Below are 24,937 nucleotides of genomic sequence, written 5' to 3'. Positions count from 1 at the left end.
TATGCAATTTTTATACCAGACAACAGGAGACGTGTTTTTTTTATTAATAGAAACGGATTTTAAAGCTTTTTCCGGCAGTCAGTTAACCTTTTCTTAACCTCCGATAAATAAGAAAAAAACTTATGAATCTGAGATAATTGAATTATTTTTGAGGGAATAGAAAATACTTTATGATAAAAACACATTTCCCATTTCCGGCAGACGGGCAGATCCGTGCAGTTATAGAAAACGTCAGTCCGGAACTCGATGGAGGCAAATATCCGGTAAAATCCATTGTCAATCAGACCGTTGTCGTTTCAGGGGACGTGCTCATTGATGGGCATGATCTTTTAGGTGTCAGGCTTTTATATAAGCATGAACTGGATAAGGACTGGCAGGAAAAATCCGCAAAACATGTAGGAAACGATCGTTGGAAAGCTGCTTTTACGGTAGAAAAACAGGGTTTTTACTCCTATTATCTTGAAGCCTGGGTAGACCATCCGGCCACCTGGCAGCATGAGGTGGACGAAAAAATAAAAGACGGACAAAAACTGGCGGTAGAGCTGATGGTAGGGGAGCAGTTTCTGTCTGAAATGGCCGGACTCGCCAAAGGTGAAGATAAAAAAGAATTACAAAAAGCGGCTAAATTACTGGTCGACCCCAGCAGGTATGAAGAGGCTACCTTCTTTTGCAGAAGCGAGCAATTGCATAACTGGATCGAAAAATACCCCATCAGAAAAAATACATGCCGGTATCCCAAAAGAAGGATTTTTGCAGACAGGGCCAAAGCCGAGTTTTCTGCCTGGTACTCTATGTTTCCGAGATCTGCAGCGACGGAATACGGCAAGCACGGCACCTTTAAAGATGTCATCAATCTTTTACCCCGCATTTCGGAGCTCGGGTTTGATGTGCTTTATCTGCCACCCGTTCATCCGATCGGGCATACCTTCAGAAAAGGAAAAAACAACTCGGTCGATTGCCAGGAAGGCGAGCCGGGGGTACCTTATGGTATCGGCTCTGAATTAGGCGGGCATACCGATATACATCCTGACCTGGGTACTTTGGATGATTTTAAACTGCTGATTCAGGAATCTGCAAAGGCGGGTATTGAAATAGCGATGGACCTGGCCATACAGTGTTCTCCGGATCATCCATGGGTTAAATCACACCCCGACTGGTTCAGGATTTTGCCGGATGGTACCATCAAATACGCGGAAAATCCTCCTAAAAAATACCAGGATATTTACCCGGTCAATTTCGAAACGGCAGACTGGAAGAACCTGTGGAATGAACTCAAAAATGTGATTTATACCTGGGCAGGATGGGGTGTCAGGATCATCCGGGTGGATAATCCGCATACCAAATCCTTCGGTTTCTGGGAATGGGTCATTGCCGAAACCAAAAAGGATTTCCCGGATATGATATTTTTGTCTGAGGCCTTTACAAAACCCAAAGTGATGCAGCAGCTGGCCAAAGTAGGCTTTACGCAGTCGTACACTTATTATACCTGGAGAACCTCCAAAGCAGAGCTGATTGAGTACATGACCGAACTGACAAAAACGGACATGAAAGATTACTTCAGGCCCAATTTCTGGCCTAATACCCATGACATCAACCCTTACCAGTTACAGTCAGGCAACGAGCCGCAGTTTCTGATCAGGTATTTCATGGCGGCTACGCTGTCGTCTAATTATGGTATTTTCGGCCCGACATATGAATACCTTTATCATGCCGCCAATCCTCCGAAAGAAGAGTATTCCGACTCAGAAAAATATGAAATCAAATGGTGGAACTGGGCCCACCGAAATAAACTGACCTATATCATCACCCAGGTCAACAGGGTCAGGAAAGAAAACACGGCCCTGAGAACGACCAATAACATACAGTTCTGTGAAATAGGTAATGATCAGTTGCTGGCTTACCTGAAGACTTCTCCGGACGGCAACAGGCTTTTGTTTATCGTTAACCTTGACCAGGATAATATCCAGGGAGGTATTCTTAAAGTGCCTTTGCCAGGCATTTATAAAAGTGAAACGGAAAGCTACCAGGTGCACGACCTCATTACAGGGGCGAAATACGTCTGGAAAGGCCAGGATAACTATGTGGAGCTTGATCCCAATATTCTCCCGTTCCACTTATTCAGGATAGAGGATTTGCATTGATGCCGCAAACAATTTGATCGCGGGGACATCATTGAACCTAAAATAATTGTAGTTTTGTAAAATGAACAGGGGTAAAATGACCGCTGTTCACAGATTATATGCTTAACCAATTCGGATTTGTACTGTTATTCCTCATCTCGGCCCTGCTTTTTGTGGTGCTGACCTTGGGTATAGCCTGGATGCTCCGACCGGATAAGCCCAATGCCGAAAAACTAACCACTTATGAATCAGGGGAAGATACAGAAGGAAACGCCCATGTGTCTTTCAATATCAGGTTTTATGTGGTTGCCATTATTTTCATATTGTTTGACGTGGAACTCGTGCTTTTGTTTCCCTGGGCTACGATTTTCGGAGATAAGGCCCTGATAGCAGAGACACACGGAGCGTGGGCTTTGTATGCAGGGGTTGAAATGGCCGTTTTTATCGTCATTCTGGCTTTGGGATTGGTATATGCCTGGGCTCAGGGCCATCTAGAATGGGTACGCCCTGAACAGAAAGCAAGTGATTTTAAGCCTGCCGTACCCCGCAGGATGTATGAAAACATCAACCGTAAGTACACGGAAGAAAAAGAACAGCAACTGTGAATTTTGATACACTCGAAAATAGCGAAAGGATAAAATCTGGTGAAGGGGAAGTCATCCTGACCTCCCTGGACGAAGTAACCAACTGGGCCAGAGCCAACTCTCTGTGGCCACTTGGCTTCGGTCTGGCCTGTTGTGCCATTGAAATGATGGCGACTTACGCCTCCAATTATGACCTGGAAAGATTCGGTATTTTCCCCCGTAACTCCCCGCGTCAGTCAGACCTGATCATTATTTCAGGCACCGTTACCTTCAAGATGGCCGACAGGATCAAGAGGCTGTATGAGCAAATGGCAGAACCTAAGTATGTGATCTCTATGGGTAGCTGCTCTAACTGCGGCGGACCTTACTGGGAACACGGCTATCACGTCGTAAAAGGAGTCGACAGGATCATTCCGGTAGACGTTTACGTGCCGGGCTGTCCGCCCCGCCCCGAGGCACTTCTGGGTGGTATCATGAAACTCCAGGAAAAAATCAAAGAGCAGAAACTGAAAGACCTGATGTAAATCCCGGATTCGCCGGTTTAGGCCCGTTATTTGCAGTGGCTTAATACAGAGGGGTTTAAGCGAAAATAAGGTTCAATGAGAAGGGAATAATCTTTTTCTTTACTTCTTTTTCCATATTCCGTCATTTTAACCATAATTTAACCTTAAATGCTTGCGAAAATATTAGAAAAGTTATATTTTCGTGTGAACTTAAAATCAGGCTATGAAAAATTGGAGATATCTTGTAGAAAGTAGTTTGTTTGGCGTATGTGCTAAAATCGGGGAGAAGATCAGTTTCTCTGCCAGCAGCATACGTCTTTATTTTATCTATGCCTCGTTTTTTACCTTTGGTTCTCCGATTATTATTTATCTGGCCCTTGCTTTCTGGATGGAAGTCAGAAAACACATCCGCCGTCACCAGAACCCGAGCGTCTGGGAGTTTTAACGGTCTACCTCACCCATCACCACATCAAGCGAACCGATTATCGCCACGAGGTCAGCAATCATCATTCCTTTGGACAATTCCTGTAACACCGAGAGGTTGTTAAACGAACATGCCCTGGCTTTGACTCTTTTAGGTACATCAGACTTGCCGTCTGTTCTGAAGAAGAAGCCCAGCTCTCCTTTCGGGTTTTCTGCACGGGCATAGAAGTCCATTTTAGCAGGACGGATCTTTTTAGGTACCACCGACTGAGGGTCAAAGTCCCTGGTACGCTTGTGCTCTTTGGTCAGTTTTTCAAGACACTGCTCAATGATGCGGATTGACTCCCAGCATTCCAGCACCCTTACATAGTTTCTGTCCCAGCAATCGCCCGTCTGGCCCATCAGCCCTTCTCCTACAGGAATGTCAAAGTCAATTTCGGGGTAAACAGAATAACCGTCGACCCTTCTCAGGTCATATTTTAAACCTGAACCTCTCAACACCGGTCCGGTACATCCGTAGTTCACAGCGAGTTCCAGGGGTAAAACACCCACAGAAGCCGTTCTGTTGATAAAAATATGGTTGTCAATAATGATCTGTTTTAATTCAACCAGTTTGGGCTTGAGGTATCGGATAAACTCACCGCATCTTTCTTCAAAGCCCACCGGGAGGTCATAAAACAAACCACCCACCCAGATATAATTGTAAAGCATCCTGGCCCCGCAAACCCACTCCAGCATTCTCTGGATCGTTTCACGGTCTCTGAACAGCCAGAGGAAAGGCGTCTGAGCACCGATATCCAGGGCGTAGGTACCGATGGCAATGAAATGAGAGGCAAGGCGGTTGAGTTCGGCCACCAGCACCCTGATGTATTCTATCCGTTTCGGAATATCATTCTGAATACCCAGCATCCTTTCGACACCCATGGCATAAGCGTGCTCTGAATTCATGGCCGCTACATAATCGAGGCGGTCTACAAACGGGATGGTCTGGTTAAAAGGAAGTGACTCGGCATGCTTTTCGAAACACCTGTGGAGATAGCCCAGGTGAGGCACCACATCTACAATCAGTTCGCCGTCAGTAAGTACCTCAAGACGCAGAACTCCGTGGGTCGAAGGGTGCTGCGGACCTATATTGATCAGCATTTCTTCAGATTTCAGGTCTTTGAAAGAATACCGGGTAGGTTCGGAGATACTTAGATTTTCAGACTTATATTTGTATTGTATTTTTTGCATTGTTCGAGTTTCGAACTCAAAAATAAGCACAAAATGCCTGGAAATGTTGACGAGCGATAAAAAAATATCCTGATGCACGATATTGAACCTTTTTATAACTGGCAGAAATACTATAAGCCGGAAGACGATCCCAAATCACCTTTTTTCGGCAGGGAATACGGCCTCGAATATTTCAATGATGTTTACGGCTACTATATTGACCCGGCCTGGGATGAGATTGGTTCTGAAACCCTTTACTGCAAAATCCTGATGGTCGATTACAAAATCAGGTACGCTGTCATCGAGCTTTTCGGGGAATGGAACGACACCCTTCATAACGACATCATGTTTCTGAAAAGGACAGTGGTTGACAAGATCTTGAAGCAGGGTATTAACCAGTTTATCCTCATCGGTGAAAACATCTTCCAGTTTCATGGAGGAGAAGATGATTATTACGAAGAATGGTTTGAAGATGTGGAAGACGGCTGGATTGCCGCCGTCAGCTTCCGTGATTTTATCCTGGACGAATTTAAAAGATATCACATCGATTATTACGTCAATTTCGGCGGGACACTCCAGATCGGTAACTGGAGAACTCTGAAACCCACCGTTTTTTACGAAACCGTAAAAATGATGATCCAGCGTCGCCTTACTTAAAGAAATGAAAAAAGCACCCCGAAGGGTGCTTTTTATTGTTATTCAACGATAGTATTTTTATCAGTGGAGACCAGTTTTCTATATGGGTCTTTGATGAAATCCGTTAAAAAACTGGTGCCTGGAGGGCCAAATCCGGCCACATGAGCTCTTTCTTTATTCAGCAGAAGTTGAGCATTTGGCATTGTTCTTCTGATCAGTCTGTTATAAAAAGGTCGTGTCCAGGGGTCGTAGCCACCGGAGCTTACAAGGGCCGGGATGTTGGAGTAAACAGGGGTTTTCATGTATTCCGGGGCCGGTTTTACTTTCCAGCAATCGCAGATTTCATGGTTGACATTGTTAAACGGATACCCCGACAGCCACGGCAGGTATTCATCCTGTTTTCTGACCAGTTTTTTATCTGAATAGGCGATCTGCTCGGAGCAGTAAACGGATAGCCTCATGCCGTAAGAAAGGCTGCTGTTACCCCGGAACTTACCATCCAGTACTTCCCTGATGTATTTTTCGTGCTGACCGTTTATGAGATCACGGATAACAGCCGGGACATTTTTGAAATCTGCATTATTCATCCTGTCTATGACGGCATCCAGCAGTTCATTTTTCGAATAATGAATGGTTAAGCTGTCTGCGGCACCTTGCGGCAAATACCGGATCGTGAATCTGCTGGCCGAAATGGAAGCGAAATAAGATTGAAAACGCCTTCTCAAATCCGGGAAGTTATTGTTTTGAACGGAATCCGCTTCCAGGTTGTCAAAAAGGTGATTCAAGGCCTCCTGGTGATTGAATAAGGCATGTTCTTCATAATTGACATAACTGGGGAGCGGGGAGTTGAGCAGCAGGGATTTTATACTTTCAGGATGATTACGGACCACAGTCAGCATCAGCCCGCCGCTATAGGAAATACCCAGCAGGGTAACAGATTTAATCTTTAATAATTGGATGAGGTCGTTGATGTCGGCAGCAGATTCCACTGTATTGTAGGCTGAAAGGTCGATGCCTTGTTTGATGAATTTCTGACGGCAGTTGGTTACCGCTATCGCCACCAGGCTGTCTTTGGAAAGGTTTTCGGTGTAGGCCCGCCGGATGGCTTCGTCAATCCCTTCGCAGTCAAGACAGGGCTTTGCGTTTTTTGTGCCCCTCTGGTCAAAGGAAATAAAACCGCCGAACGCCAGTCTTCCTGAATTGAATGTCATGCTGTCGCCCGGAGAAATGGTAGCGTAACCCGGTCCGCCGGTGGTCATGAGGACGATGTTCCGGGTAGAATCCTGATCCGGTCTGCGTGCAAAAACAAAAGGTATTTTTACTTTATTTCCATTCGGTTTCTGACGGTTTTCGGGAACGACGAGGTTGCCGCAAACCGTTTTCAGCCTTTGATCAACCTTCATCAGGCACGGACAAGGTTCGATCAGGGGAGTGTAATTTTGAGCAAAAGAGATAGCAGGGAAGTATCCCAGGAGTAAAATGAACAGAATAGCTTTTTTCATATGTTTTTTTCTGCAAAACAATGGCTTTGCCGGGATTTGATAAAGTAAAAATCGGACAATCTGAATTTCAGAAACCGGAAAGTAAACTACCGGTAAATTTCACCACATCTTTGGAAAAATGCCCGAAATCGTAATAGCCGAAATCGTATGGAGAAAAGGCTGACTTGTCTTTTTTGTAAGCCGTAAGGGCAGTTCTGGCCCTGGTGATGGAGAAATAGGTTTTGGGATTGGTCCCCATCGAATTCTTAAAGTGGCGATAGAATGTTTTTTCAGAAACACACAACTGATCGGCGATCTCATAATTCTTCATCTCCAGCCCTGATTGAAAATGATTGTCCAACGCCAGTCTGATGCCTCTTAAATCATGCTGATTTCTGAGGTTTTTATGAAGCTTTTCAATGAACCAGTTTTCCAGGAAAACAATCCTGTCTTCAAGGCCTGCCATGTTTTTGAGTTTTTTCAGGATAGCGGGATCAATGATCTCGCTGACGTTGACCATATCGCTTCCGATTTTTGCCTGGCTGAAACCGAAAATGGATTCAAATCCAAGCGGATGAAATTTAACCGTAAAAATATGGTCTGTGATTAAGTTATGCCTTTCCAGGGTGGTGTCTCTCAAAACGAGGATATCTGTTTTCCTGGGAATATGCTTGTTTTGTTTACCGTTTTTTATGCGATAGGGTGAGCCGAGATTGATCCAGATGGTAGGGGTGTAGCTGGGAAACAGCCTGACGGTAAATTCTTCGGCATCTATAAATCTGGCTGTGGCTTCTGCTGAAGTTTCTGAAAAAAACTCAATATGATCTTTCAATTCAGGGCAGGGAGCCTTGAATTGGTAGAGAGAGCGTATATCGTCAAAAATTTCAATCATTTCTGTTTGTGTTATCTGCGTTGAACTAAAAGGGCCTGACTTGTGTCGAAATAATTATCTCAGAGGCAACAGCAGTACAAAAGAGTAATTCAGTAATGAAAACCCGGGTTTTTAACTGATTGTCATTCAGCTTTATGAAGGCCAGGATAATCTGGTAAAAAATGATCAAAGAAAAGACTATTATCATGGGGACATATACACAGAAAATAGTCCATACAAAACTCTCATAATATTTGAAGCTGAATAATAAATCCTCCAAGTAATGAGTGACAAAACATAGGAAGTCCAAAAAAAGGAATATGCCAAGCTGGATTTTTAGAAACCCGGGTGAAGTTATTCTGTTTTTTAGTTTCATTGTCTAGTTTTTTATTTTGAATGCCTTATGTCTGGAGTATTCATGGCCATTTGTATTGTAAATACCTGAAGTATCTGTTTTGTAAGAATAAACAATTACCAAGCTGTCAAAGCATGTTTTTTCATGTAAAGAAGCCATTATATTCTCAGCATAAAAGTCTATTTTTTTATTTAAGAAATTTGTATCGGTTTTTCTGGTTTCATCTATAACCTCCTCAAGTCTGATGTTTAAGTTTTCAATTTTGTCGAGGTATCCGCGTTCACAATCTTTCATGTACCACTTTGTCGGGTTCTCCATATAAACTCGATTAAAGACTGAGTCATTTGCAATAGAATTTTCAATTTCAGAAAACTCATAATACTCCACCCTCCTCATCCCCCAGGTAAAAGGATTCAGAAATATGATCATGGTGATCACTAACAGTATGATCAAGCCTGTGGCAATAAGGATGTTTTCAAATTTCATTTAGTTTTGGAATCTTTTTGTACCGGTTTGCTCATTCTTCACTTATCCATTTTTTTGTGTATATCGAACTCTGTATTTTCAACTAAAAGTAAAGGTTTAAAAATTATAGTCAAAGCCTATGCTTAAATGTTTACAAAGCTTCAGGGAGAAGAAAAATCAATTATTTACCCATTAAAACTATAACAATTAACTGACTCGATTGAATATTTATTTGTACTAATTTAATAATAATTCCTTACCACAATGTTAATCTGCCCAGAATGGCTAGCTTTGTAAAAAACTTCTGAAATTGGTCAACAAAGCGATAAAACTGAGAGAGAATAAAATCCTGCTTGCCTGGATAATATTGGTTCTTCTCGCTCTTTTCTGGGGCATGTCTTTCATCATGATCAAAAGAGTTGTTCACGCTTTTACACCAATTGAAATAGGGGCGGCCAGGATTTTTATCGCAGGTCTTACCCTGTCTCCCTGGGCCTTTACGAGTATCTCAACATTTCCAAAAAAGAAAGGACTTCTCCTCGTACTCTCCGGATTGATGGGGTATTTACTCCCTGCATTCATTTTTGCTACCATCGGCAGTAAAATCAACAGTTCGCTGGCAGGTACCTTAAATTCTACCACGCCCATCTTTGTGCTGGTTATCGGGGCCATGTTTTTTGCCAGAAAGATTCTGAAGTTTCAGGTCATTGGTCTTATTCTCGGGTTTTTCGGGAGCTTGTTACTGATCTTTTCCGGTAGCAACGGCAATCTTGACTTCAATAACCCTTATGCGTTATTAGGTATAGGAGCCACAGTGATGTATGGTATCAACGGTAACCTTATCGGAAATTACCTGATGGATGTGAAGCCGATGCAACTGAGTGCTTACTCCCTGTTTTCTGTCGGTCTGATAGCTTTTGTAATCCTGTTGTTTACAGATTTTTTCTCTAAAATCCTGATGCCTCAGAACACCCATTTGCTCATCTACCTTTTGATTTTAGGGGCTCTGAATTCCGGTTTTGCGGCCGTTTTATTTAATTTTCTGATTCAGATTTCCTCTCCCATATTTGCTTCATCGGTCACTTATCTCATTCCGGTAGTAGCGGTTATAGCCGGTATCCTGGATGGTGAAGTGATTTCGTTCTGGCACTTTGCGGGCATGGGAGTCATCCTGACAGGAGTGTACCTGATCAATAAAAAGTAGCTCAAACAATTTTTGATATTTTTCAATCTTATTTATTAATTTTGCTCAAAATCTTGCAATATGTCCTTAAAATACAAACGTATCCTACTTAAACTTAGTGGCGAAGCTTTAAACGGAGGCGATAAAAGCCAGATCATCAATTCAGATATTTTAGAACAATACGCCGTAGAAATCAGGCAGGTCGTAGATGCAGGATGTGAAGTCGCCATCGTGATCGGAGGTGGGAACATCTTCAGGGGAGCCTCTCTCAAATCAGGTATCGACCGTTCGCAGGGTGACTACATGGGGATGCTGGCTACCGTAATCAACGGTATGGCCATCCAGAGTTCTCTTGAAGCCGTAAATATCAAAACCCGTCTGTTGTCTGCCATCAAAATGGAGCAGATCGCAGAACCTTTTATCAGAAGAAGAGCCATCAGGCACCTTGAAAAGGGCCGTGTGGTGATTTTCGGAGCCGGTACAGGAAATCCTTATTTCTCAACCGACTCGGGCGGAGCCCTGAGAGCCAATGAAATCGAGGCGGAGGTGTTATTGAAAGGAACCAGCGTGGACGGTGTTTATTCGGCAGATCCGAGAAAAGACCCTAACGCAACAAAGTACGACGAAATTACGTTTGAAAAAGCAATTGCAGAAAGCCTGAAAGTAATGGACATGACAGCCTTTACCTTGTGTCAGGAAAATAAATTACCTATTATTGTTTTTGATATGAACACACCGGGTAACCTACTCAAAGTAGTGACCGGAGAAAAAATAGGTACATTAGTCAGCTAAAAAATTTAAGTCAACATATAAATCAGAATGGAAGAGATAGATTTAGTTTTGGATATGGCTCAGGACGGCATGGAAAGAGCCCTGAAACATACACAAATTGAGTTAGGGAAAATAAGAGCCGGAAAAGCAAGTACACAGATGCTTGACGGTATCATGATTGAATATTACGGCGTGATGTCGCCGATCAGTCAGGTATCTTCGATTACCACACCCGATGCCCGTACCATTGCCATCAAGCCTTTCGAAAAGAAAATCATCAACGATATCGAAAGAGCCATTATCAATTCCAATGTCGGTTTGAATCCTGCCAATGACGGCGACCTGATCAGGCTTAACGTTCCGCCGCTCACAGAAGAGCGTAGGAGAGACCTGGTGAAAAGGGTAAAAGTGGAGATTGAAGTAGCTAAAGTCAATATCCGTAAAGTGAGACAGGAGTCTAATGAAGACCTCCGTAAACTGAAAAACGACGGCGTTTCAGAAGATGCCATCAAAGTAGGTGAAGAAGGGGTTCAGAAAATCACAGATCAGTTCATTACCAAAATAGACCAGATGATGGCTACCAAAGAAGCAGACATCATGAATGTCTGATAAGCCTTAATCATAATGAAAATGCCCCGATCTGATCCGGGCATTTTTTGTTTGTAGATGATATTTTCACATTTCTGTAAAAAAACTTCTCATGAGAATTATTACTTTCTTTTTCGCACTTCTGATCATCTGCGGTTCAGCTTCAGGGCAGGGTAAGGGAGGTATCCTTTGTTCGAAGCATAAAGCGGAGGCATTTGTAAGGCAAGCCAGGAATGCCAGGGTAGCCTATCCGGGAGATACAAAAATTGATGTGAAATACCACCATCTCAATCTCAATATTTCTTATACCGCAAAATACATAAGCGGTGCTGTCAGAACGGATTTTGTCCCGACCGAAGATAATTTTACCGCCTGTTCTTTTGATCTCAACGCGGCACTGAAAGTAGATTCCGTGATCATGAATAAAAGCAAGGTGAATTTTGCCCGTTCCGGAAACAAAATCAACCTCACCTTTGCACAGACCTACAGCAAGGCTCAGAAATTATCGCTGACGATCTATTACCAGGGTACACCTCAGGGATCGGCCTTTGGCAGCTTCTCCTTTGGTACCCACGGCGGCGGTTCCCCGGCGGTCTGGAGCCTCAGTGAGCCTTACGGAGCACCTGACTGGTGGCCTTGCAAAGATGATCCTTCTGATAAAATAGATTCGGTAGCCGTCTCTGTTACGATGCCTTCGGCCTTTGTTTCTGTATCCAATGGTGTATTGAAAGAGCAGAAAACCAATGCCGATAATACCAAAACCTATCACTGGGAAAGCAGGTATCCGATATCGCATTACCTGATCTCAGTGGCTTGTTCCAACTATGCTGAGTACACCGATTATTTTAAGTATTCAGCGACGGATTCCATGAAAATCAGTCATTTTATCTATCCTGAAGTATTGACCACCAACCTGAAGAAGCAGCTGGATGAAACCGCTGATATGCTGCAGTATTTTTCAGATCAGTTTGGCTTATATCCGTTTATCAAAGAAAAATACGGACATGCCATGTGCGGTTTTGGCGGAGGAATGGAGCATCAGACGGTCAGTTCAATGGGTGGCTTTAACCAGGACCTGATTTCGCATGAACTGGCCCATCAGTGGTTTGGTGATAAAATTACCTGTAAAACCTGGGCGGATATCTGGGTCAATGAAGGTTTTGCTTCCTACAGCGAAGCCCTTTATGCGGAGCACAAAAGCGGAAAACCGGTTTATGATGCCTACATGCAGGAATACATCAGGGTGGCAAAAAACGCCTCCGGTACCCTTAGTATCAAGGATATTCAGGACGAGAATAAGATATTTGACTATAACCTGGTGTATGGCAAAGGAGCCGTGGTATTGCATATGCTGAGAGGGGTTTTGGGTGATAAAGTCTTTTTTGAAGTATTAAAGGGGTATGCCAACTCTGAATTTGCTTACGGGGCTGCCGGAATTGATGATTTCAGAACAATTGCCGAAAGGATTTCCAAAAAAGACCTCAAATATTTTTTCGATCAATGGCTCTACGGTGAATCTTATCCGAGATACCAGTACAGCTGGAGCAAAACGGGGAATAATTCAGTGGCTGTGACCATTAACCAGAATAAACTGACGACAGCTCCGAATTACTTTTCGATGCCGGTAGAGTTAAAACTGACCCTGGCCAATCAAAAAGATACCACTGTCGTAGCGTTTGTCGAAAGTAACACCAAAGTATTTCAGTTTGCCAACCTGGCGGCAGAAGTGAAGAGCATTGTCTTTGATCCCGGGAATAAAATTATGAAAACGGTATCGGAGATCGGGGTCATTTCGGGACTTGAGGATGAAACCTCTCTGTTTGTTATTTATCCGAACCCAACCGAAAAAAGCCTGAAGATCAGGCACAGCCTGACGAAAATAGACAAAATGGAGGTACTGGATGTCTCAGGAAGAACCGTTATTTCTGAAGCTTATACTTCAGACGAACTGAATGTGTCATCGCTCTACCCGGGCAAATATTTCCTGAGAATCAGCTACGCCGACAAGGCAGTTTCGAAGGCGTTTGTGGTGAAATAAAGCATATTCTTAATGAGCTGATTATGGGCTACCCGCCCGCAGGCCAGGGCAAATGAGGAGGTGTTTCAGACCTGAAGGTCTGGTTTATGCGTTTTTCAGGCAAGGAAATTTGCCTGAAAAACTGAGTCCATTTTCTATCCTCCCGGTCAAACCCCAGGCTCATCGGGCATTTCCTTTTTCCTTTCTCCTTACTTCGCTCTGATCGCAATCACGGGGTCCATTCTCGCGGCTTGTGAAGCCGGGATAATCCCTGAAAGAATACCGATGATACTCGCGATGAACAATCCGAAAGTAATGTTACTCACAGACAGAATGATATCAAGAGAGCCCAGGTCTATGAAACTGATCAGATATACCAGCAAAAGCCCGAATAGTCCCCCGAAAAGACAAAGGAAAACCGACTCAAATAAGAACTGGAAAAGTATAAAGTAATTTTTAGCTCCAAGCGACTTTTGAATACCTATGATGTTGGTACGTTCTTTCACGGATACAAACATGATATTCGCGATGCCAAATCCACCGATCAGCAGAGAGAAAAGACCAATGATAAACCCGCCGACACGCAATGAGCTGAAAATGCCTGAAATGGCACTGGCAGCGGCGTCCGGGCGGTTGATGGCAAAGTTGTCGTCCTCAGCAGGTCTGAGTCCTCTGGCGGTACGCATCAGGCCTTTGGTTTCGCTTTCAAGCAAGACCATGTCTTTGTCGTCGTCTTTGGCCTGCATGATGATCGTTCCATATAAATTACCCGAGCTGAACATCCTTTTGTGTTTGATAAAAGGCACGTAAACCTTCTGATCCGGGTTGCCGCCGATATCTACCAGTTGCTTTCCTTTTTTCTCCTGTACACCGATAACCGTAAAGTTCTGTCCTTTGATTTTGATCTGTTTGCCGATAGGATCCACCTGCTGGAAAAGCTCTTCCGACACTTCCCCACCGATAATCGCCACGTTTCTTCCTGCGTCTATTTCCTGGGTGGTAAAGTAGCGGCCTTCTACAATCGGGATGTCTGTGATGATATTGACATCATAGGTAATGCCCTGGCAAAGGATATTGTAACTGTTGTTGCCATATCTGGCTACGCTGGTTGACCAGTCCATGATGGCCACAGCCGTTGAGTTTTCTGAATTGTCTTTCAGGAATTTGAATTCCGAATATTTGGGTTCAGGCCTTTTGAAATATTTCCACCACGGATAATCCCCGTCGCCGAATATCCAGGGCCATTTATCTACATAGATCGTCTTGTCTCCGATCGAGCTCAGACTTTCCTTGATGTTCGCTTCCAGTGAATCAACCATGGTATATACCCCGATAATAGAGAATATACCTACTGTAACCCCTAAGAGAGACAGGATGGTACGGAAAACATTAGCTTTAAGGGCCTGCCAGGCAAACCTGAAACTTTCGAAAGACAAACGTAAGAATTTACCCATTTCAGATGAATTGTATTAATCAGAAAACAAAGGTGCATTTTTTTAAGAAGATAATCTAAAAGATAAGTATTGGCGGTTTTTTTTGAGGATGAGCAGATTTTTGATCGATTTTTAAGAGGAATAAAAGACCGCTCCAGAAAACAAATCTTAAACATGATCCGATATTTTTTTGCTCCTGTGAAAATTATAATACTTTTGTAGCTCAAAAATATAACGTAATCATTGATGAAAAGGACAAATTTATCCTCAGGATCTAAGTGGGAAGACATAGTCGGATATTCAAGGGCTGTCAAAGTTGGAAATATTATTGAAGTAAGCGGTACGGTATCCACCGACCACAGCGGCGAATTGGTAGGTGAGGGGGATGTTTACCTTCAGACTAAGTTTGTTTTGCTGAAATTGCAGAATACATTGGTGCAAATGGGTGCCGGACTGAAAGATGTGGTAAGAACCCGCATTTTTACGACTGACATCAGCCAGTGGGAAAGCATCGGTAAGGCACACGGTGAGCTTTTTGCAGAAATCAAGCCGGTAACTTCCATGATCGAAATCGCAAAATTGATTGATGACAAGTACCTCGTCGAAATTGAGGCTACTGCCATCATTGCAGAATAATAATGATTGGTTTAGCTTCGCAATGTGAGGCTAAACCAAATCGTTTTTGATGGCATATGCTACTAAAACAGCTGTATTTTTAAGCCCCAGCTTTTCCATGATCCTCAGGCGGTGGCCTTCCACAGTTCTCGGACTCAGGAATATTTTCTCTCCGATTTCCGTCGTAGTCAGACCTTCACAGATATATTTCAGCACTTCCAGTTCTCTCGTAGACAGGTCTGTTTTATAATTGAAAACTTTGGTTTCTTTCTGATAGGCTTTTGACATCTTGCGAAGCATCACCCTGCTTACAAAATCACTGAAATATATACCTGAATCCAGCACTTTGCGGATAGCCAGGGCCACTTCGTCGGTATCGGTATCTTTCAGCAGATAGCCGTTGGCCCCGATCTCCATCAGATGCATGATAAACTGGTCTTCGTCATGCATGGAGAGGATGAGTACTTTGATGTCGGATTCTACGTCACGGAGATGCTTGGTGGTGGCGATGCCATCCATTTCGGGCATCTGGATATCCAGCAGTACCACATCTACCTGGCCGATCAGAGGGTGTTCAAGAAACTCCCGGCCGTTGGTTGCTTCGAAAATCACTTCGAAGTCTTCAATCTGGTTCATGATCGCTACCAGCCCCTTTCTGAATAAGTTATGATCGTCTACAACCGCAATTCTGATTTTGTTCATGGCTTAAATTATTTGGGATTTTTGATGATGATTTTAGTTTGTGTACCCGATACAGGATTCGAAATGATCTTAAGATCGGCATCGATGACCGTCAGCCGGCTCTGAATGTTCCTCAGGCCCAGTCCGAGTTTGGGATCGTTCATTTTCTGTTCAAAATCAAAGCCTTTGCCGTTGTCTATAAAATTAAAGATTAAACTGTCATCAGCATACGCCAGCTCGATTTTTATTTCATTGGCTTCGGCGTGCTTGATGGTATTGTTGGTAAGCTCCTGCAGCACCCTGAAAAGAGCCAGTTCGACATTGGGTTTAAACCTTTCGTTTTCATTTAAACCTTTATTGTTGAATTCAAATTGAATGTGGGTGGCTTTGTGGATTTTGCTGATGAACTCGTCAATGGCCGATATCAGTCCGAAACCCTCCAGTGTTCTGGGTACGAGGTCTTTTGAAATGCTTCTTACTAAACTGATCGATTCGTCGATGAGGCTTTTGGTATTACTTACCGATGATTCATATTCCTGTACTCCTTTTATCTTTTTGGAAAGTTCATTAAAGCCCATTTTGGCAGCAGATAAGATCGCCCCGACTTCATCGTGGAGATCTTTGGCGATTCTCCGGCGTTCGAGTTCCTGCACATCCAGTGAGTTTTCGAGGAGTTTACGCTGCATTTTGTTTTCGAGTTCCTGCAATTCTTTTTGCTGTTCTATTTCTATGGTCAGTTGTTTTCTCTGGTAAAAAACCACGAAAAGAATAACGGAAAAGCTCATCAGTATGAGGATGACCGTTCCGGCAATGATAAAGAAAGTAGGCGATTCATTCATTCAGATAATACTTTTTAGCTTTTAAGAAACCAATACCCATGAAAATGAACATTAAAATTACTAAAACATCCAGAAATTGAGAATAAATCTTGAATAGGGGTTTTAATTCAAATGTAAAAGTAAAAAAAAGGAAAATAAGAATCGAACCTGATGAGAAAATTAGAATGCCCGAACTGATCCAGAAATAAGGGTAATCGGAGATTTGCTTAATTTTGAGATTTTTAATGATGTAGTTGAAGTGCACAAAGATGAGAACGATAATAACAGCTTTGTAAATTGTAGTCAACTGATTTGGTATTTCTGTGAAAAATAAGAAAGACGACAAACCCAAAATGCTCAAAATTATTTCCGTTGCTACTATGATTTTTTTAGTCCGCTTTAAACCAATTATAAAGTAGTAAAATCCGATAATTAGAAGATGGTTGATTAGTTCTCTGATATAGAAATAAGTTTGATTATTGATTTTTAAGCCTGTTGTAATCCAGAGAGGAATATCTGAGATAAAAAAGAATAGACAGAACCAATAAACGAATTTAAGGTCATTCTCAAGTGGTATTCTTTTTATCCGGATCATCAGGATAAGAAAGAGCGGCATCATGGTTGCCAGCGACATAACAGGGTACCTAAGGGCAAGGCTGACTATGTTGTCAACCATAGCTGAAAAGCTTACAGATAATGTCATGATGGATAGCTAGAAATTGTTTTTTTAGTTTTAATAAATCCGACACCTATTAAGAGAAACATAGAAATGCTAAGAAGTTCGACAAATTGTGTAAATATTCTGGTAAGTGGTACATCGCTTGTGTTGTAAAGAACATATTTGCCGAAAAGTGCCACCAAAATGGAGCCGGAGGTAAATAATAAGATGCCGGAACTGATCCAGAAAAAAGGATAGTTAAATAAATTCCTGACTTTAATCTGGTGAATAATAGTATTGAAATGAATAAAAACAGCTGAAATAACACCCATTTTGTAAAATATGATTACTAAGTCATGATTTTTTTTGAGGTCAGGCAACACAGGAAGGGTGATAAGTATTAAAAAAATGATTACCCTCCTGATGAATTTTTTCTTTGACTCGGATTCTTCTAGTTTTAAATATATAAATAAAATGAAAGTGTGTAAAGAGTAGTCTCTGATGTAGTAATAAATCTGGTTATTGATGTTCATTGAGCTAGTGATCCATAAAGGTAAATCAGAAACAAAATGGTAAAATGAGAATAGTAAAATAAGCTTTAGCGGAGAATTTAAGGGGAATTTTTTGAACCAAACAAAGAGGCAAATAAAGAAGGGTAGAAGTGTTGCAATGGCAAAAATGGGATAATTTGTTGCAATTGTTAAGATATTTTCAAAGGTCTTTTTTTTCATTTTTAAAATAGTTTTGTGGTAGATCGTAGGTCAAAACGTTAAGAATATTTCTTTCTAGTATTGAAAAAGCCGAATCCGATAAAGAGAAACATTAAAACAATGAGGAAACTTATAAATTGGTCATAAAATAAAAACATAGCCGGGGTTTTTATCGAGAATGTATAAGTGTAAAAAAGCATGATCAGCACGGACCCGCATGAAAACATCAGAATACCGGAACTGATCCAGAAAAAGGGATAGCTTAATATTTTTGTGATTTTAAGTTCTGATATGAGAGTATGGAAATGTAAGAACACAACCCCGACTATAGCCAGTTTGTGAATAGCAGTAAGTTGGCTCGGAGCTTCGTAGGATAGTAACAATGGCGTAATACCGATGATTGATAAAATAAGGATCATGTAAAGTATCATTCTTTTTTTGAATGAGTTGTTCAGTACGAAATAGTAAATGCCGATGATCATCAGATGAAATGAAATGTCACGGATGTAGTTGTACCTGATGTTGCGGATGCCCAGCCCTGAAGTAACCCAAAGCGGCAAGTCCGAGAGAAAAAAGAAAACACAAAACCATAAAACTACGGTCAGAGGTTTGTCAAAGGAGTTGCGGTTTTTCCAGATGCTTATGATGACTATGAGCGGCATTAATGTTGACAAAGCAATTAACGGGAAATCCTGAGCAATATTTAAGATACTTTCAATCATGTTCTATTGATGTGTGAAAAAATTAGTGTGCAAGAATAAATGATGTTCATAGATACTTCTTTTTTGCACTGAGAAATCCGATTTCTATAAATATAAACATCAAAATCCCCATAATGTCGAGGAAATGAGTGTAGATGATAAATATTTTTGGAGTTTGAATGTTAATCGTGTATTTGTAAAATAGCATGATAAAAATAGACCCGCAAGAAAAGATCAGAGCTCCTGAACTGATCCAGAAGAATGGATAGTTAAGTAAACTGGTGATTTTCAACTCAGAAATAATCGAATGAAAGTGCATGAAAATCGCCAGAATTACCGCCAATTTATAGATAGAAGAAAGTTCGGCAGGTACGTCTTTGCTTACCAAAATTGAAAGAATGCCGATAAGAAGTAAAATGATTTCTATGAGAATAATGATTCTTTTTTTTACAGGTGAATCAAGTACGAAATAATAAATGCCGATGATGAGCATGTGAACCCAAAGGTCACGAATATAATAATACATCATATTGTGAATGTTGAGGCCAGCGGTGATCCAAAGTGGAAGGTCCGAGAAAAAAAAGAAAACAGAAAACCACATCACTTTATCAAGATGTGACTTCAAGGGTATTTTTTTATGCCAGACAGTAAAAATTACCAATAACGGCATTAAAGTATACAATGCCATTATTGGATAGTTAAGAATCATCTTTGTAATGTTATGAACCATAGGTTTAGTTTGTGTTTTCACAGTGAACCGGACAAATCGGTCCGTCCGCTACATAATCCCCGTCATCCGGGTCTTTTAGTCCCGACAGGTTTCTTTCATGATTTTTACCGGCTTTATCAGCGGCTACCAGTACCAGGCCCGGAGCGTCGTTGTCGTCTGCTCCATAGTATATTTTTATGCCCGTACAGCCTGGCCTGCTGATTAGTTTTTTAATGTGCTCAATTCCGAAAAACTGGGACCTCACAGGGTCTTTATCTCCCTTGTCGCTCTTTTTTTTCAGGTATTTATCCTGGTATTTTTTAGCGGTGTCGTGAGTAACAAATCTGCCAGCCTTCTCATGAAAAATGTCCTGCTTTGCCATTTTGAGTTTTTATTAATGATTAGTGATAAAATTTAACCATAAATCTACAAAATTTTACAAAGACCTCCAAAATTTCGCTTTATGTTAAAATGGGTGTAAGTTATTTATTATGAGTATTTTGTGATAATTTTAAATATTTGATTGCGTGAAAATACGAGTCATTTCACGTAGAAATACTTAATGATTTGCCTTAACTTTTTTACTGATAATAAAACTTTCGCAATTCATTCTATCTTGTTGTATTATTTCGTTTTTTCGTAAAAATCACTTTTCATCAATAGCCTGTTTACCAAGGGGTTGAAAACGGGTTTTCGGAAGGGTCGTTGCACTTTTTTTGCTTTTGCAACAATAAAGCTGTAAATTTGCACGTTCTTAGCCTTGGTTGTCAATTGAGTTTGTACCCTTGGCCATGAATTTGTCTGCCGTTTGGCCGACCGGTATAAAAGGGTCTTTTGATGCTTTTATCAGTATTTTTCACCAATTTAATTTATAATGATCAGATGTAAGCGTTATCTTTTAAAATTGTGTTTTATCAGCTCTTTTTTTATTGTTTTTTCTTCCAATGCTGCTTCTTTTGAGAAGTACGCTCCGAAATTGCTGAGATTTGAAGGCTCAGGATTCGGGATACACAAGCCTATTTGGGGAGACAAATCTTTCACCAAAGCTCAGGCACTTGCCATATACCGTAAGGAATACTGGAACAAATACCACGGTAATTATATCAAAAGTCAAAAACTGGCCGAAGTACTCATAGATCACCTGATCAATGCAGGTATGGGTAAAGATAATGCAAATATCAAAGCCTTTGAAGCCATTCTAGGTGTTGAACAGGACGGATATCTGTCCAGGGAAGACATCAGGTGTGCCAATTCTTTTGCTTCCCCGGTTTTGCTCATCAATTCATTTGTCAAATACCGTGTGCTTTATTACCGTTCCAGAGCAAAAGCCCATGTTTATCCGGGCTGGGAAAAAAGGGCCAGGTACTTTTTCATGAACGCTGAAGAACCGGAATTGAAGGTCTCAGATGTGGTGCTACCCCTCGAACTCGAAGAGCGATTCAGTCACGTGGCATTCGTCGATTGATCAGTCATGCCATTCAGAAGCCAGTCTGCAAAGACTGGCTTTTTTTATGCCTTTTAGCTGGCAGCCCGTTGGTTATACATGTCATTTGTTATATATTTACTGTCTAATTCAACCATAAAAAATGAAAGAAAACACTACCTCCAGGAGGAATATTCTGAAATCCTCTTTCCTGTTCGGGGCCGGGCTTACCACCGGAGTCACTGAATTAATGGCTGCCCCGGCTAAAAAAGCCAAGCATAATTTCACGTATTCGTTAAATACCGCTACCATCAGGGAGCAAAAGCTTGGGCTGGTAGGAGAGATTGAAACAGCCGCAAAAGCCGGTTACGACGGCATTGAAGTCTGGGTGAGCACAGTGGAAGAATACGTGAAAAAAGGAGGTAGTCTCAAAGATATCAAAAAACTGGCTTCTGACCTGGGAATCGTGATAGAAGACGGCATGGGTTTTTCGAAGTGGATTGTGGACGACCCTGCAGAAAGGGCCCTGGCCATGGAACAAAACAAAAGAGAAATGGGCATGCTGGCGGAAATAGGGTGCAAACGCATAGCGGCACCACCCATGGGGGCTACCAATCAGCCTGGCCTCGACCTGATGAAGGCCGCGGAAAGATACGCCGCCCTGCTTAAACTCGGAACAGAAATGGGAGTAAAGCCGCAATTGGAAGTATGGGGCTTCTCAGCCAATCTCCACCGTTTTGGCGAAGCCCTTTACGTTGCGTCAGAAAGCGGCGAGCCGAATGCCATTATCCTGCCTGATGTTTATCATATTTACAAAGGTGGTTCGGACTTCAACAGCCTGAAAATGATCAACGGGAAATGCATAGAAATGTTCCATATGAACGATTACCCGGCTGATCCTCCGAAAGCAACCATCAATGACAGCCACAGGGTCTTTCCCGGCGACGGCGTAGCCCCGCTCAACCAGATTCTGAAGGACCTGAATGATAAAAACTCCCCGATTGTACTTTCTCTGGAGCTTTTCAATAAAGAATACTGGAAAATGCCCGCATATGACGCCGCTAAAATAGGATTGGATAAAATGAAAGCATCGGTGGCCAAAGCCATGGCCGCCTCATAAAAATAAAAGCGTGCTCTTCAGATCATCTGAAGAGCACGCTTTTATTTAATAATTTTGAGTGCTCAATGAATGAATGTCTCAATAGGAAATTGTGATTTCTGATTTAGAGAGTTTTCAATGCTTCAATGAATGAAGTTCTCAATGAATACCCAATATACGAAACAGATGTCTGCCCTCGCCGTACTTCTTTTTTCTTTCTCCTTCAAATAATCGAATGCTCAGGTTTTCCTCCGAGTTTGTAAGGATAGTCCGTGGTGTAGTGCAGACCTCTGCTCTCTTTCCTCAGCATGGCACATTTGATCACCATTTCGGCACATTGGATCAGGTTTCTCAGCTCACACAATTTAACAGACAGCTTGGTCTTCTTATAAAATTCCTCCGTTTCGTTTTTGATCAGTTGCAGACGCCTCTGAGCCCTGTCAAGTCTGAAATCAGATCTCACAATCCCCACGTAATCAGACATCATGCGTTGCAGTTCCCGCAGGTTGTGCGTCACCAATACCTCTTCGTTTGATTGCAGGGTGCCGAATTCATTCCATTCAGGTACATCATGTTCAAAAGTGATACTTTCAATGACTTCCAGGGCGATATCCGAGATCCTGCTGCCGAATACTGCTGCTTCCAGTAATGAGTTGGATGCCAGTCGGTTAGCTCCGTGTAAGCCTGTGGAAGAGCACTCGCCGCAGGCAAAAAGATTTTGGATGGAGGATCTGCCGAAGTCATCGACCATGATACCCCCGCACAAATAATGGGCGGCCGGCGTTACAGGGATTTTGTCTTTGGTAATATCTATCCCGATGCTGAGGCATTTCTGGTAAATGGTTGGGAAATGCTCAAGGATCAGCTCTTTAGGTTTATGTGTAATGTCCAGATAAACAAATTCTTCCCCCGTCTTTTTCATTTCCGCATCAATAGACCTCGCCACAATGTCACGAGGGGCCAGTGAGCCACGCTCGTCATACTCATACATGAATTCCACCCCGGCTTTGTTTCTCAGCACCCCACCTTCTCCTCTCACGGCTTCGGTGATCAGGAAGCTCGGGAACGAACCCGGATTGTGCAGCGATGTAGGGTGAAACTGCATCATTTCCATATCCCTGACCTTGCCTTTGGCCCTGTAAACCATCGCTATGCCGTCACCGGTAGCAATAACAGGGTTGGTGGTAGAGGCATAAATGTGCCCGGCACCACCGGTGGCCATCAGTGTCATTTTGGACAAGATCGTGTCTACCTTACCCGTATTGACATTCAGGGCATAGATGCCGTAGCAGGTGATATCAGGCGTTTCGCGGGTGACTTCCTTACCCAGGTGGTGCTGGGTGATGATTTCTACCGCAAAATAATGCGTAAGTATCTCAATATTAGGATTTTTGCTTACCTGGTCGAGCAGTGCCCTTTCAATTTCCCAGCCGGTGATGTCTTTATAGTGGAGAATGCGTTTTTCAGAATGACCGCCTTCCCGCGTCAGGTTATATTCTCCCGACAGCTCCTTGTCGAAATTCGCACCGTAATCTATCAGTTCCTGGATTCTGTCAGGGCCTTCCTTGACGACGATCTCCACGATTTTTTTATCACAAAGTCCGTCTCCGGCAATCAGGGTATCATTGATATGTTTTTCGAAGGTGTCGGTATCAGGATCAAAAACCGCCGCAATGCCACCCTGGGCATATTTGGTGTTGGTTTCGTCGGCATTGACTTTGGTGAGTACCAGCACTTTACCTTTCTGGGCCGCTTTGAGAGCAAAACTTAGTCCGGCAATTCCCGAACCAACCACTAAAAAATCAACTTCTTTCATATGCTTAACAATTGAAAATAAATGATTCTGAGCCTAAAAAACCGGATCAAACGCCCGGTTTCATGGTCAAATCAGGCCTTCTTTTAATAAATCATGTAAATGTACAAAACCCAGTAGTTTTTTATGCTCTGTTACCACCAGTTGTGTAATGCTTTTATCCTGCATCATAGTGAGGGCATTGACGGCATATTCAGAAGCTTCTATCGTTTTGGGGCTGGTGTTCATGACATCAGCGGCAGTGAGTCCGGAGAAGTCGGAGGAATTGTTGAGCATTCGTCGAAGGTCACCGTCAGTGATGATTCCGATCAGTTCGTCATTTTCGTCCAGTACTGAGGTGGCCCCGAGTCTTTTGGAAGTCATTTCTATGATGACATCCATGATCCCGGTTTCTTTACGTACAAAAGGAACAGCGTTATTGGGATAAATGTCTTTAACTTTCAGATATAATTTTTTGCCGAGGCTGCCGCCGGGGTGAAACTTCGCAAAATCTCTTTTTGTAAAATTCCGGGCTTCAAGCAGACAAACCGCCAGGGCATCGCCCATGGCCAGGGCTGCGGTAGTAGAGGTTGTCGGAGCCAGATTGAGCGGGCACGCCTCTTTTTCAACATGGGCATTAAGCACAAATCTGGACTGTGTGGCTAAAAAAGAAGAAGTATTTGAAACCATTGCAATTAGTACATTTCCGGTACGGTGGATCAGCGGGACAAGCACTTTTATTTCGGGAGTATCCCCGCTTTTTGAGATGATAAGTACATGATCCTCAGGATTTATGATGCCAAGATCTCCGTGTAGTGCATCGCTTGCATGCATAAAAACCGCCTGCTGGCCTGTGGAATTCATTGTGGCGACAATCTTTTGCCCGATAATGGCACTTTTACCTATTCCTGTGATAACGAGTTTGCCGGTGGATTGAAGAATTGATTCCACGCAGGATTCAAAATCTTTGTCAATTGTATTTATTAAAGATTTAATTGCCTCGGATTCATCTGTTAAAACTTTTTTGGCTATTGAAATTATTTTTTTTTCTAAATTCGTCTCCACATTTAAAATTTTGATTTTACACAA

25 protein-coding genes are annotated in these 24,937 nt (G+C 42.4%); 12 read left to right on the top strand and 13 right to left on the bottom strand.

Translation table 11 applies throughout. From position 1 onward, the window contains the following. The first annotated feature begins 170 nt into the window (after window positions 1-170). From GVN16_RS19785 to GVN16_RS19770, 4 genes are all read left to right on the top strand, one after another. Window positions 171-2,141, top strand: a complete 1,971-nt coding sequence (locus GVN16_RS19785; RefSeq protein WP_166565665.1) for an alpha-1,4-glucan--maltose-1-phosphate maltosyltransferase — start codon at window positions 171-173, stop codon at window positions 2,139-2,141. Between the two features lie 98 nt (window positions 2,142-2,239). Further along, window positions 2,240-2,725, top strand: coding sequence for an NADH-quinone oxidoreductase subunit A (locus GVN16_RS19780; protein ID WP_166565664.1), 486 nt, complete (start codon window positions 2,240-2,242; stop codon window positions 2,723-2,725). Then, window positions 2,722-3,228 carry an NADH-quinone oxidoreductase subunit B gene (locus tag GVN16_RS19775; protein ID WP_166565663.1) on the top strand — a complete coding sequence of 169 codons (507 nt, stop codon included), beginning with the start codon at window positions 2,722-2,724 and terminating at the stop codon, window positions 3,226-3,228. The genes GVN16_RS19780 and GVN16_RS19775 overlap by 4 nt, the downstream gene beginning before the upstream one ends. Window positions 3,229-3,430: 202 nt before the next feature. Continuing rightward, window positions 3,431-3,652, top strand: a complete 222-nt coding sequence (locus GVN16_RS19770; RefSeq protein WP_166565662.1) for a PspC domain-containing protein — start codon at window positions 3,431-3,433, stop codon at window positions 3,650-3,652. On the opposite strand, the gene GVN16_RS19765 is transcribed toward GVN16_RS19770, so the two are convergent. Further along, window positions 3,649-4,863: an NADH-quinone oxidoreductase subunit D gene (locus GVN16_RS19765; RefSeq protein ID WP_166565661.1), complete on the bottom strand. Its 1,215-nt coding sequence runs from the start codon at window positions 4,861-4,863 to the stop codon at window positions 3,649-3,651. The two genes, GVN16_RS19770 and GVN16_RS19765, sit on opposite strands and share 4 nt — an antisense overlap. 72 nt (window positions 4,864-4,935) lie before the next feature. Between GVN16_RS19765 and GVN16_RS19760 the strand changes: the two genes are divergently transcribed. Then, on the top strand, window positions 4,936-5,499 hold the full coding sequence (locus tag GVN16_RS19760) for a hypothetical protein (protein ID WP_166565660.1): 564 nt from the start codon (window positions 4,936-4,938) through the stop codon (window positions 5,497-5,499). 38 nt (window positions 5,500-5,537) lie between these two features. Here GVN16_RS19760 and GVN16_RS19755 read toward each other — a convergent pair whose 3' ends face one another. The 3 genes from GVN16_RS19755 to GVN16_RS19745 all read right to left on the bottom strand — a co-directional run bounded on the left by GVN16_RS19755 (window position 5,538) and on the right by GVN16_RS19745 (window position 8,671). Next, window positions 5,538-6,980 (bottom strand): alpha/beta fold hydrolase, encoded by a 1,443-nt coding sequence (locus GVN16_RS19755; RefSeq protein WP_166565659.1) that lies wholly within the window; start codon window positions 6,978-6,980, stop codon window positions 5,538-5,540. 67 nt (window positions 6,981-7,047) lie between these two features. Next, the gene (locus GVN16_RS19750) at window positions 7,048-7,851 is read right to left on the bottom strand and encodes a helix-turn-helix domain-containing protein (RefSeq protein ID WP_166565658.1); all 804 of its coding nucleotides are present in this window, start codon (window positions 7,849-7,851) and stop codon (window positions 7,048-7,050) included. A gap of 358 nt (window positions 7,852-8,209) precedes the next feature. Beyond that, window positions 8,210-8,671 carry a hypothetical protein gene (locus GVN16_RS19745; RefSeq protein ID WP_166565657.1) on the bottom strand — a complete coding sequence of 154 codons (462 nt, stop codon included), beginning with the start codon at window positions 8,669-8,671 and terminating at the stop codon, window positions 8,210-8,212. Between the two features lie 289 nt (window positions 8,672-8,960). Between GVN16_RS19745 and GVN16_RS19740 the strand changes: the two genes are divergently transcribed. The 4 genes from GVN16_RS19740 to GVN16_RS19725 all read left to right on the top strand — a co-directional run bounded on the left by GVN16_RS19740 (window position 8,961) and on the right by GVN16_RS19725 (window position 13,230). After that, window positions 8,961-9,854 (top strand): DMT family transporter, encoded by an 894-nt coding sequence (locus GVN16_RS19740; RefSeq protein ID WP_166565656.1) that lies wholly within the window; start codon window positions 8,961-8,963, stop codon window positions 9,852-9,854. 60 nt (window positions 9,855-9,914) lie between these two features. Next, window positions 9,915-10,625: a UMP kinase gene (gene pyrH, locus GVN16_RS19735; RefSeq protein ID WP_166565655.1), complete on the top strand. Its 711-nt coding sequence runs from the start codon at window positions 9,915-9,917 to the stop codon at window positions 10,623-10,625. Between the two features lie 27 nt (window positions 10,626-10,652). After that, the gene (gene frr / locus GVN16_RS19730) at window positions 10,653-11,213 is read left to right on the top strand and encodes a ribosome recycling factor (protein WP_166565654.1); all 561 of its coding nucleotides are present in this window, start codon (window positions 10,653-10,655) and stop codon (window positions 11,211-11,213) included. Between the two features lie 91 nt (window positions 11,214-11,304). Continuing rightward, window positions 11,305-13,230: a M1 family aminopeptidase gene (locus tag GVN16_RS19725; protein ID WP_166565653.1), complete on the top strand. Its 1,926-nt coding sequence runs from the start codon at window positions 11,305-11,307 to the stop codon at window positions 13,228-13,230. 188 nt (window positions 13,231-13,418) lie between these two features. Here the strand turns inward: GVN16_RS19725 and GVN16_RS19720 are convergent, their stop codons facing one another. Beyond that, complete coding sequence (locus GVN16_RS19720; RefSeq protein WP_166565652.1) at window positions 13,419-14,663, bottom strand: ABC transporter permease; 1,245 nt, start codon at window positions 14,661-14,663, stop codon at window positions 13,419-13,421. 225 nt (window positions 14,664-14,888) lie between these two features. On the opposite strand from GVN16_RS19720, the gene GVN16_RS19715 reads away from it, so the two are divergent. Further along, window positions 14,889-15,278 (top strand): RidA family protein, encoded by a 390-nt coding sequence (locus GVN16_RS19715; protein WP_166565651.1) that lies wholly within the window; start codon window positions 14,889-14,891, stop codon window positions 15,276-15,278. Between the two features lie 30 nt (window positions 15,279-15,308). On the opposite strand, the gene GVN16_RS19710 is transcribed toward GVN16_RS19715, so the two are convergent. The 6 genes from GVN16_RS19710 to GVN16_RS19685 all read right to left on the bottom strand — a co-directional run bounded on the left by GVN16_RS19710 (window position 15,309) and on the right by GVN16_RS19685 (window position 19,916). Beyond that, the gene (locus GVN16_RS19710) at window positions 15,309-15,959 is read right to left on the bottom strand and encodes a response regulator transcription factor (RefSeq protein ID WP_166565650.1); all 651 of its coding nucleotides are present in this window, start codon (window positions 15,957-15,959) and stop codon (window positions 15,309-15,311) included. Between the two features lie 8 nt (window positions 15,960-15,967). Beyond that, on the bottom strand, window positions 15,968-16,777 hold the full coding sequence (locus tag GVN16_RS19705) for a sensor histidine kinase (RefSeq protein ID WP_166565649.1): 810 nt from the start codon (window positions 16,775-16,777) through the stop codon (window positions 15,968-15,970). A 678-nt stretch (window positions 16,778-17,455) separates the two neighbouring features. Then, a complete protein-coding gene (locus GVN16_RS19700; protein WP_166565648.1) occupies window positions 17,456-18,145 on the bottom strand; it encodes a hypothetical protein in 690 nt (229 codons plus the stop codon). Between the two features lie 38 nt (window positions 18,146-18,183). Next, complete coding sequence (locus GVN16_RS19695) at window positions 18,184-18,846, bottom strand: hypothetical protein (protein WP_166565647.1); 663 nt, start codon at window positions 18,844-18,846, stop codon at window positions 18,184-18,186. Between the two features lie 46 nt (window positions 18,847-18,892). Then, window positions 18,893-19,450 (bottom strand): hypothetical protein, encoded by a 558-nt coding sequence (locus GVN16_RS19690; protein ID WP_166565646.1) that lies wholly within the window; start codon window positions 19,448-19,450, stop codon window positions 18,893-18,895. Between the two features lie 109 nt (window positions 19,451-19,559). Then, entirely contained in the window at window positions 19,560-19,916 is a 357-nt protein-coding gene (locus GVN16_RS19685; protein WP_166565645.1) for a hypothetical protein, read from the bottom strand. Between the two features lie 492 nt (window positions 19,917-20,408). Here GVN16_RS19685 and GVN16_RS19680 point away from each other — a divergent pair, with 492 nt between their 5' ends. Both GVN16_RS19680 and GVN16_RS19675 read left to right on the top strand, forming a co-directional pair. Further along, complete coding sequence (locus GVN16_RS19680) at window positions 20,409-20,999, top strand: glycosyl hydrolase 108 family protein (RefSeq protein ID WP_166565644.1); 591 nt, start codon at window positions 20,409-20,411, stop codon at window positions 20,997-20,999. A gap of 121 nt (window positions 21,000-21,120) precedes the next feature. Then, window positions 21,121-22,077 carry a sugar phosphate isomerase/epimerase gene (locus tag GVN16_RS19675; RefSeq protein ID WP_166565643.1) on the top strand — a complete coding sequence of 319 codons (957 nt, stop codon included), beginning with the start codon at window positions 21,121-21,123 and terminating at the stop codon, window positions 22,075-22,077. Between the two features lie 202 nt (window positions 22,078-22,279). Here GVN16_RS19675 and nadB read toward each other — a convergent pair whose 3' ends face one another. Both nadB and GVN16_RS19665 read right to left on the bottom strand, forming a co-directional pair. Then, window positions 22,280-23,872 (bottom strand): L-aspartate oxidase, encoded by a 1,593-nt coding sequence (gene nadB / locus GVN16_RS19670; RefSeq protein ID WP_166565642.1) that lies wholly within the window; start codon window positions 23,870-23,872, stop codon window positions 22,280-22,282. Window positions 23,873-23,938: 66 nt separating this feature from the next. Beyond that, complete coding sequence (locus GVN16_RS19665) at window positions 23,939-24,913, bottom strand: SIS domain-containing protein (RefSeq protein WP_166565641.1); 975 nt, start codon at window positions 24,911-24,913, stop codon at window positions 23,939-23,941. Window positions 24,914-24,937: the final 24 nt, after the last annotated feature.

The organism is Emticicia sp. CRIBPO (genome assembly GCF_009905725.1).
Lineage (GTDB): Bacteria > Bacteroidota > Bacteroidia > Cytophagales > Spirosomataceae > Leadbetterella.
This window is presented reverse-complemented; position numbering and strand designations above follow the sequence as displayed.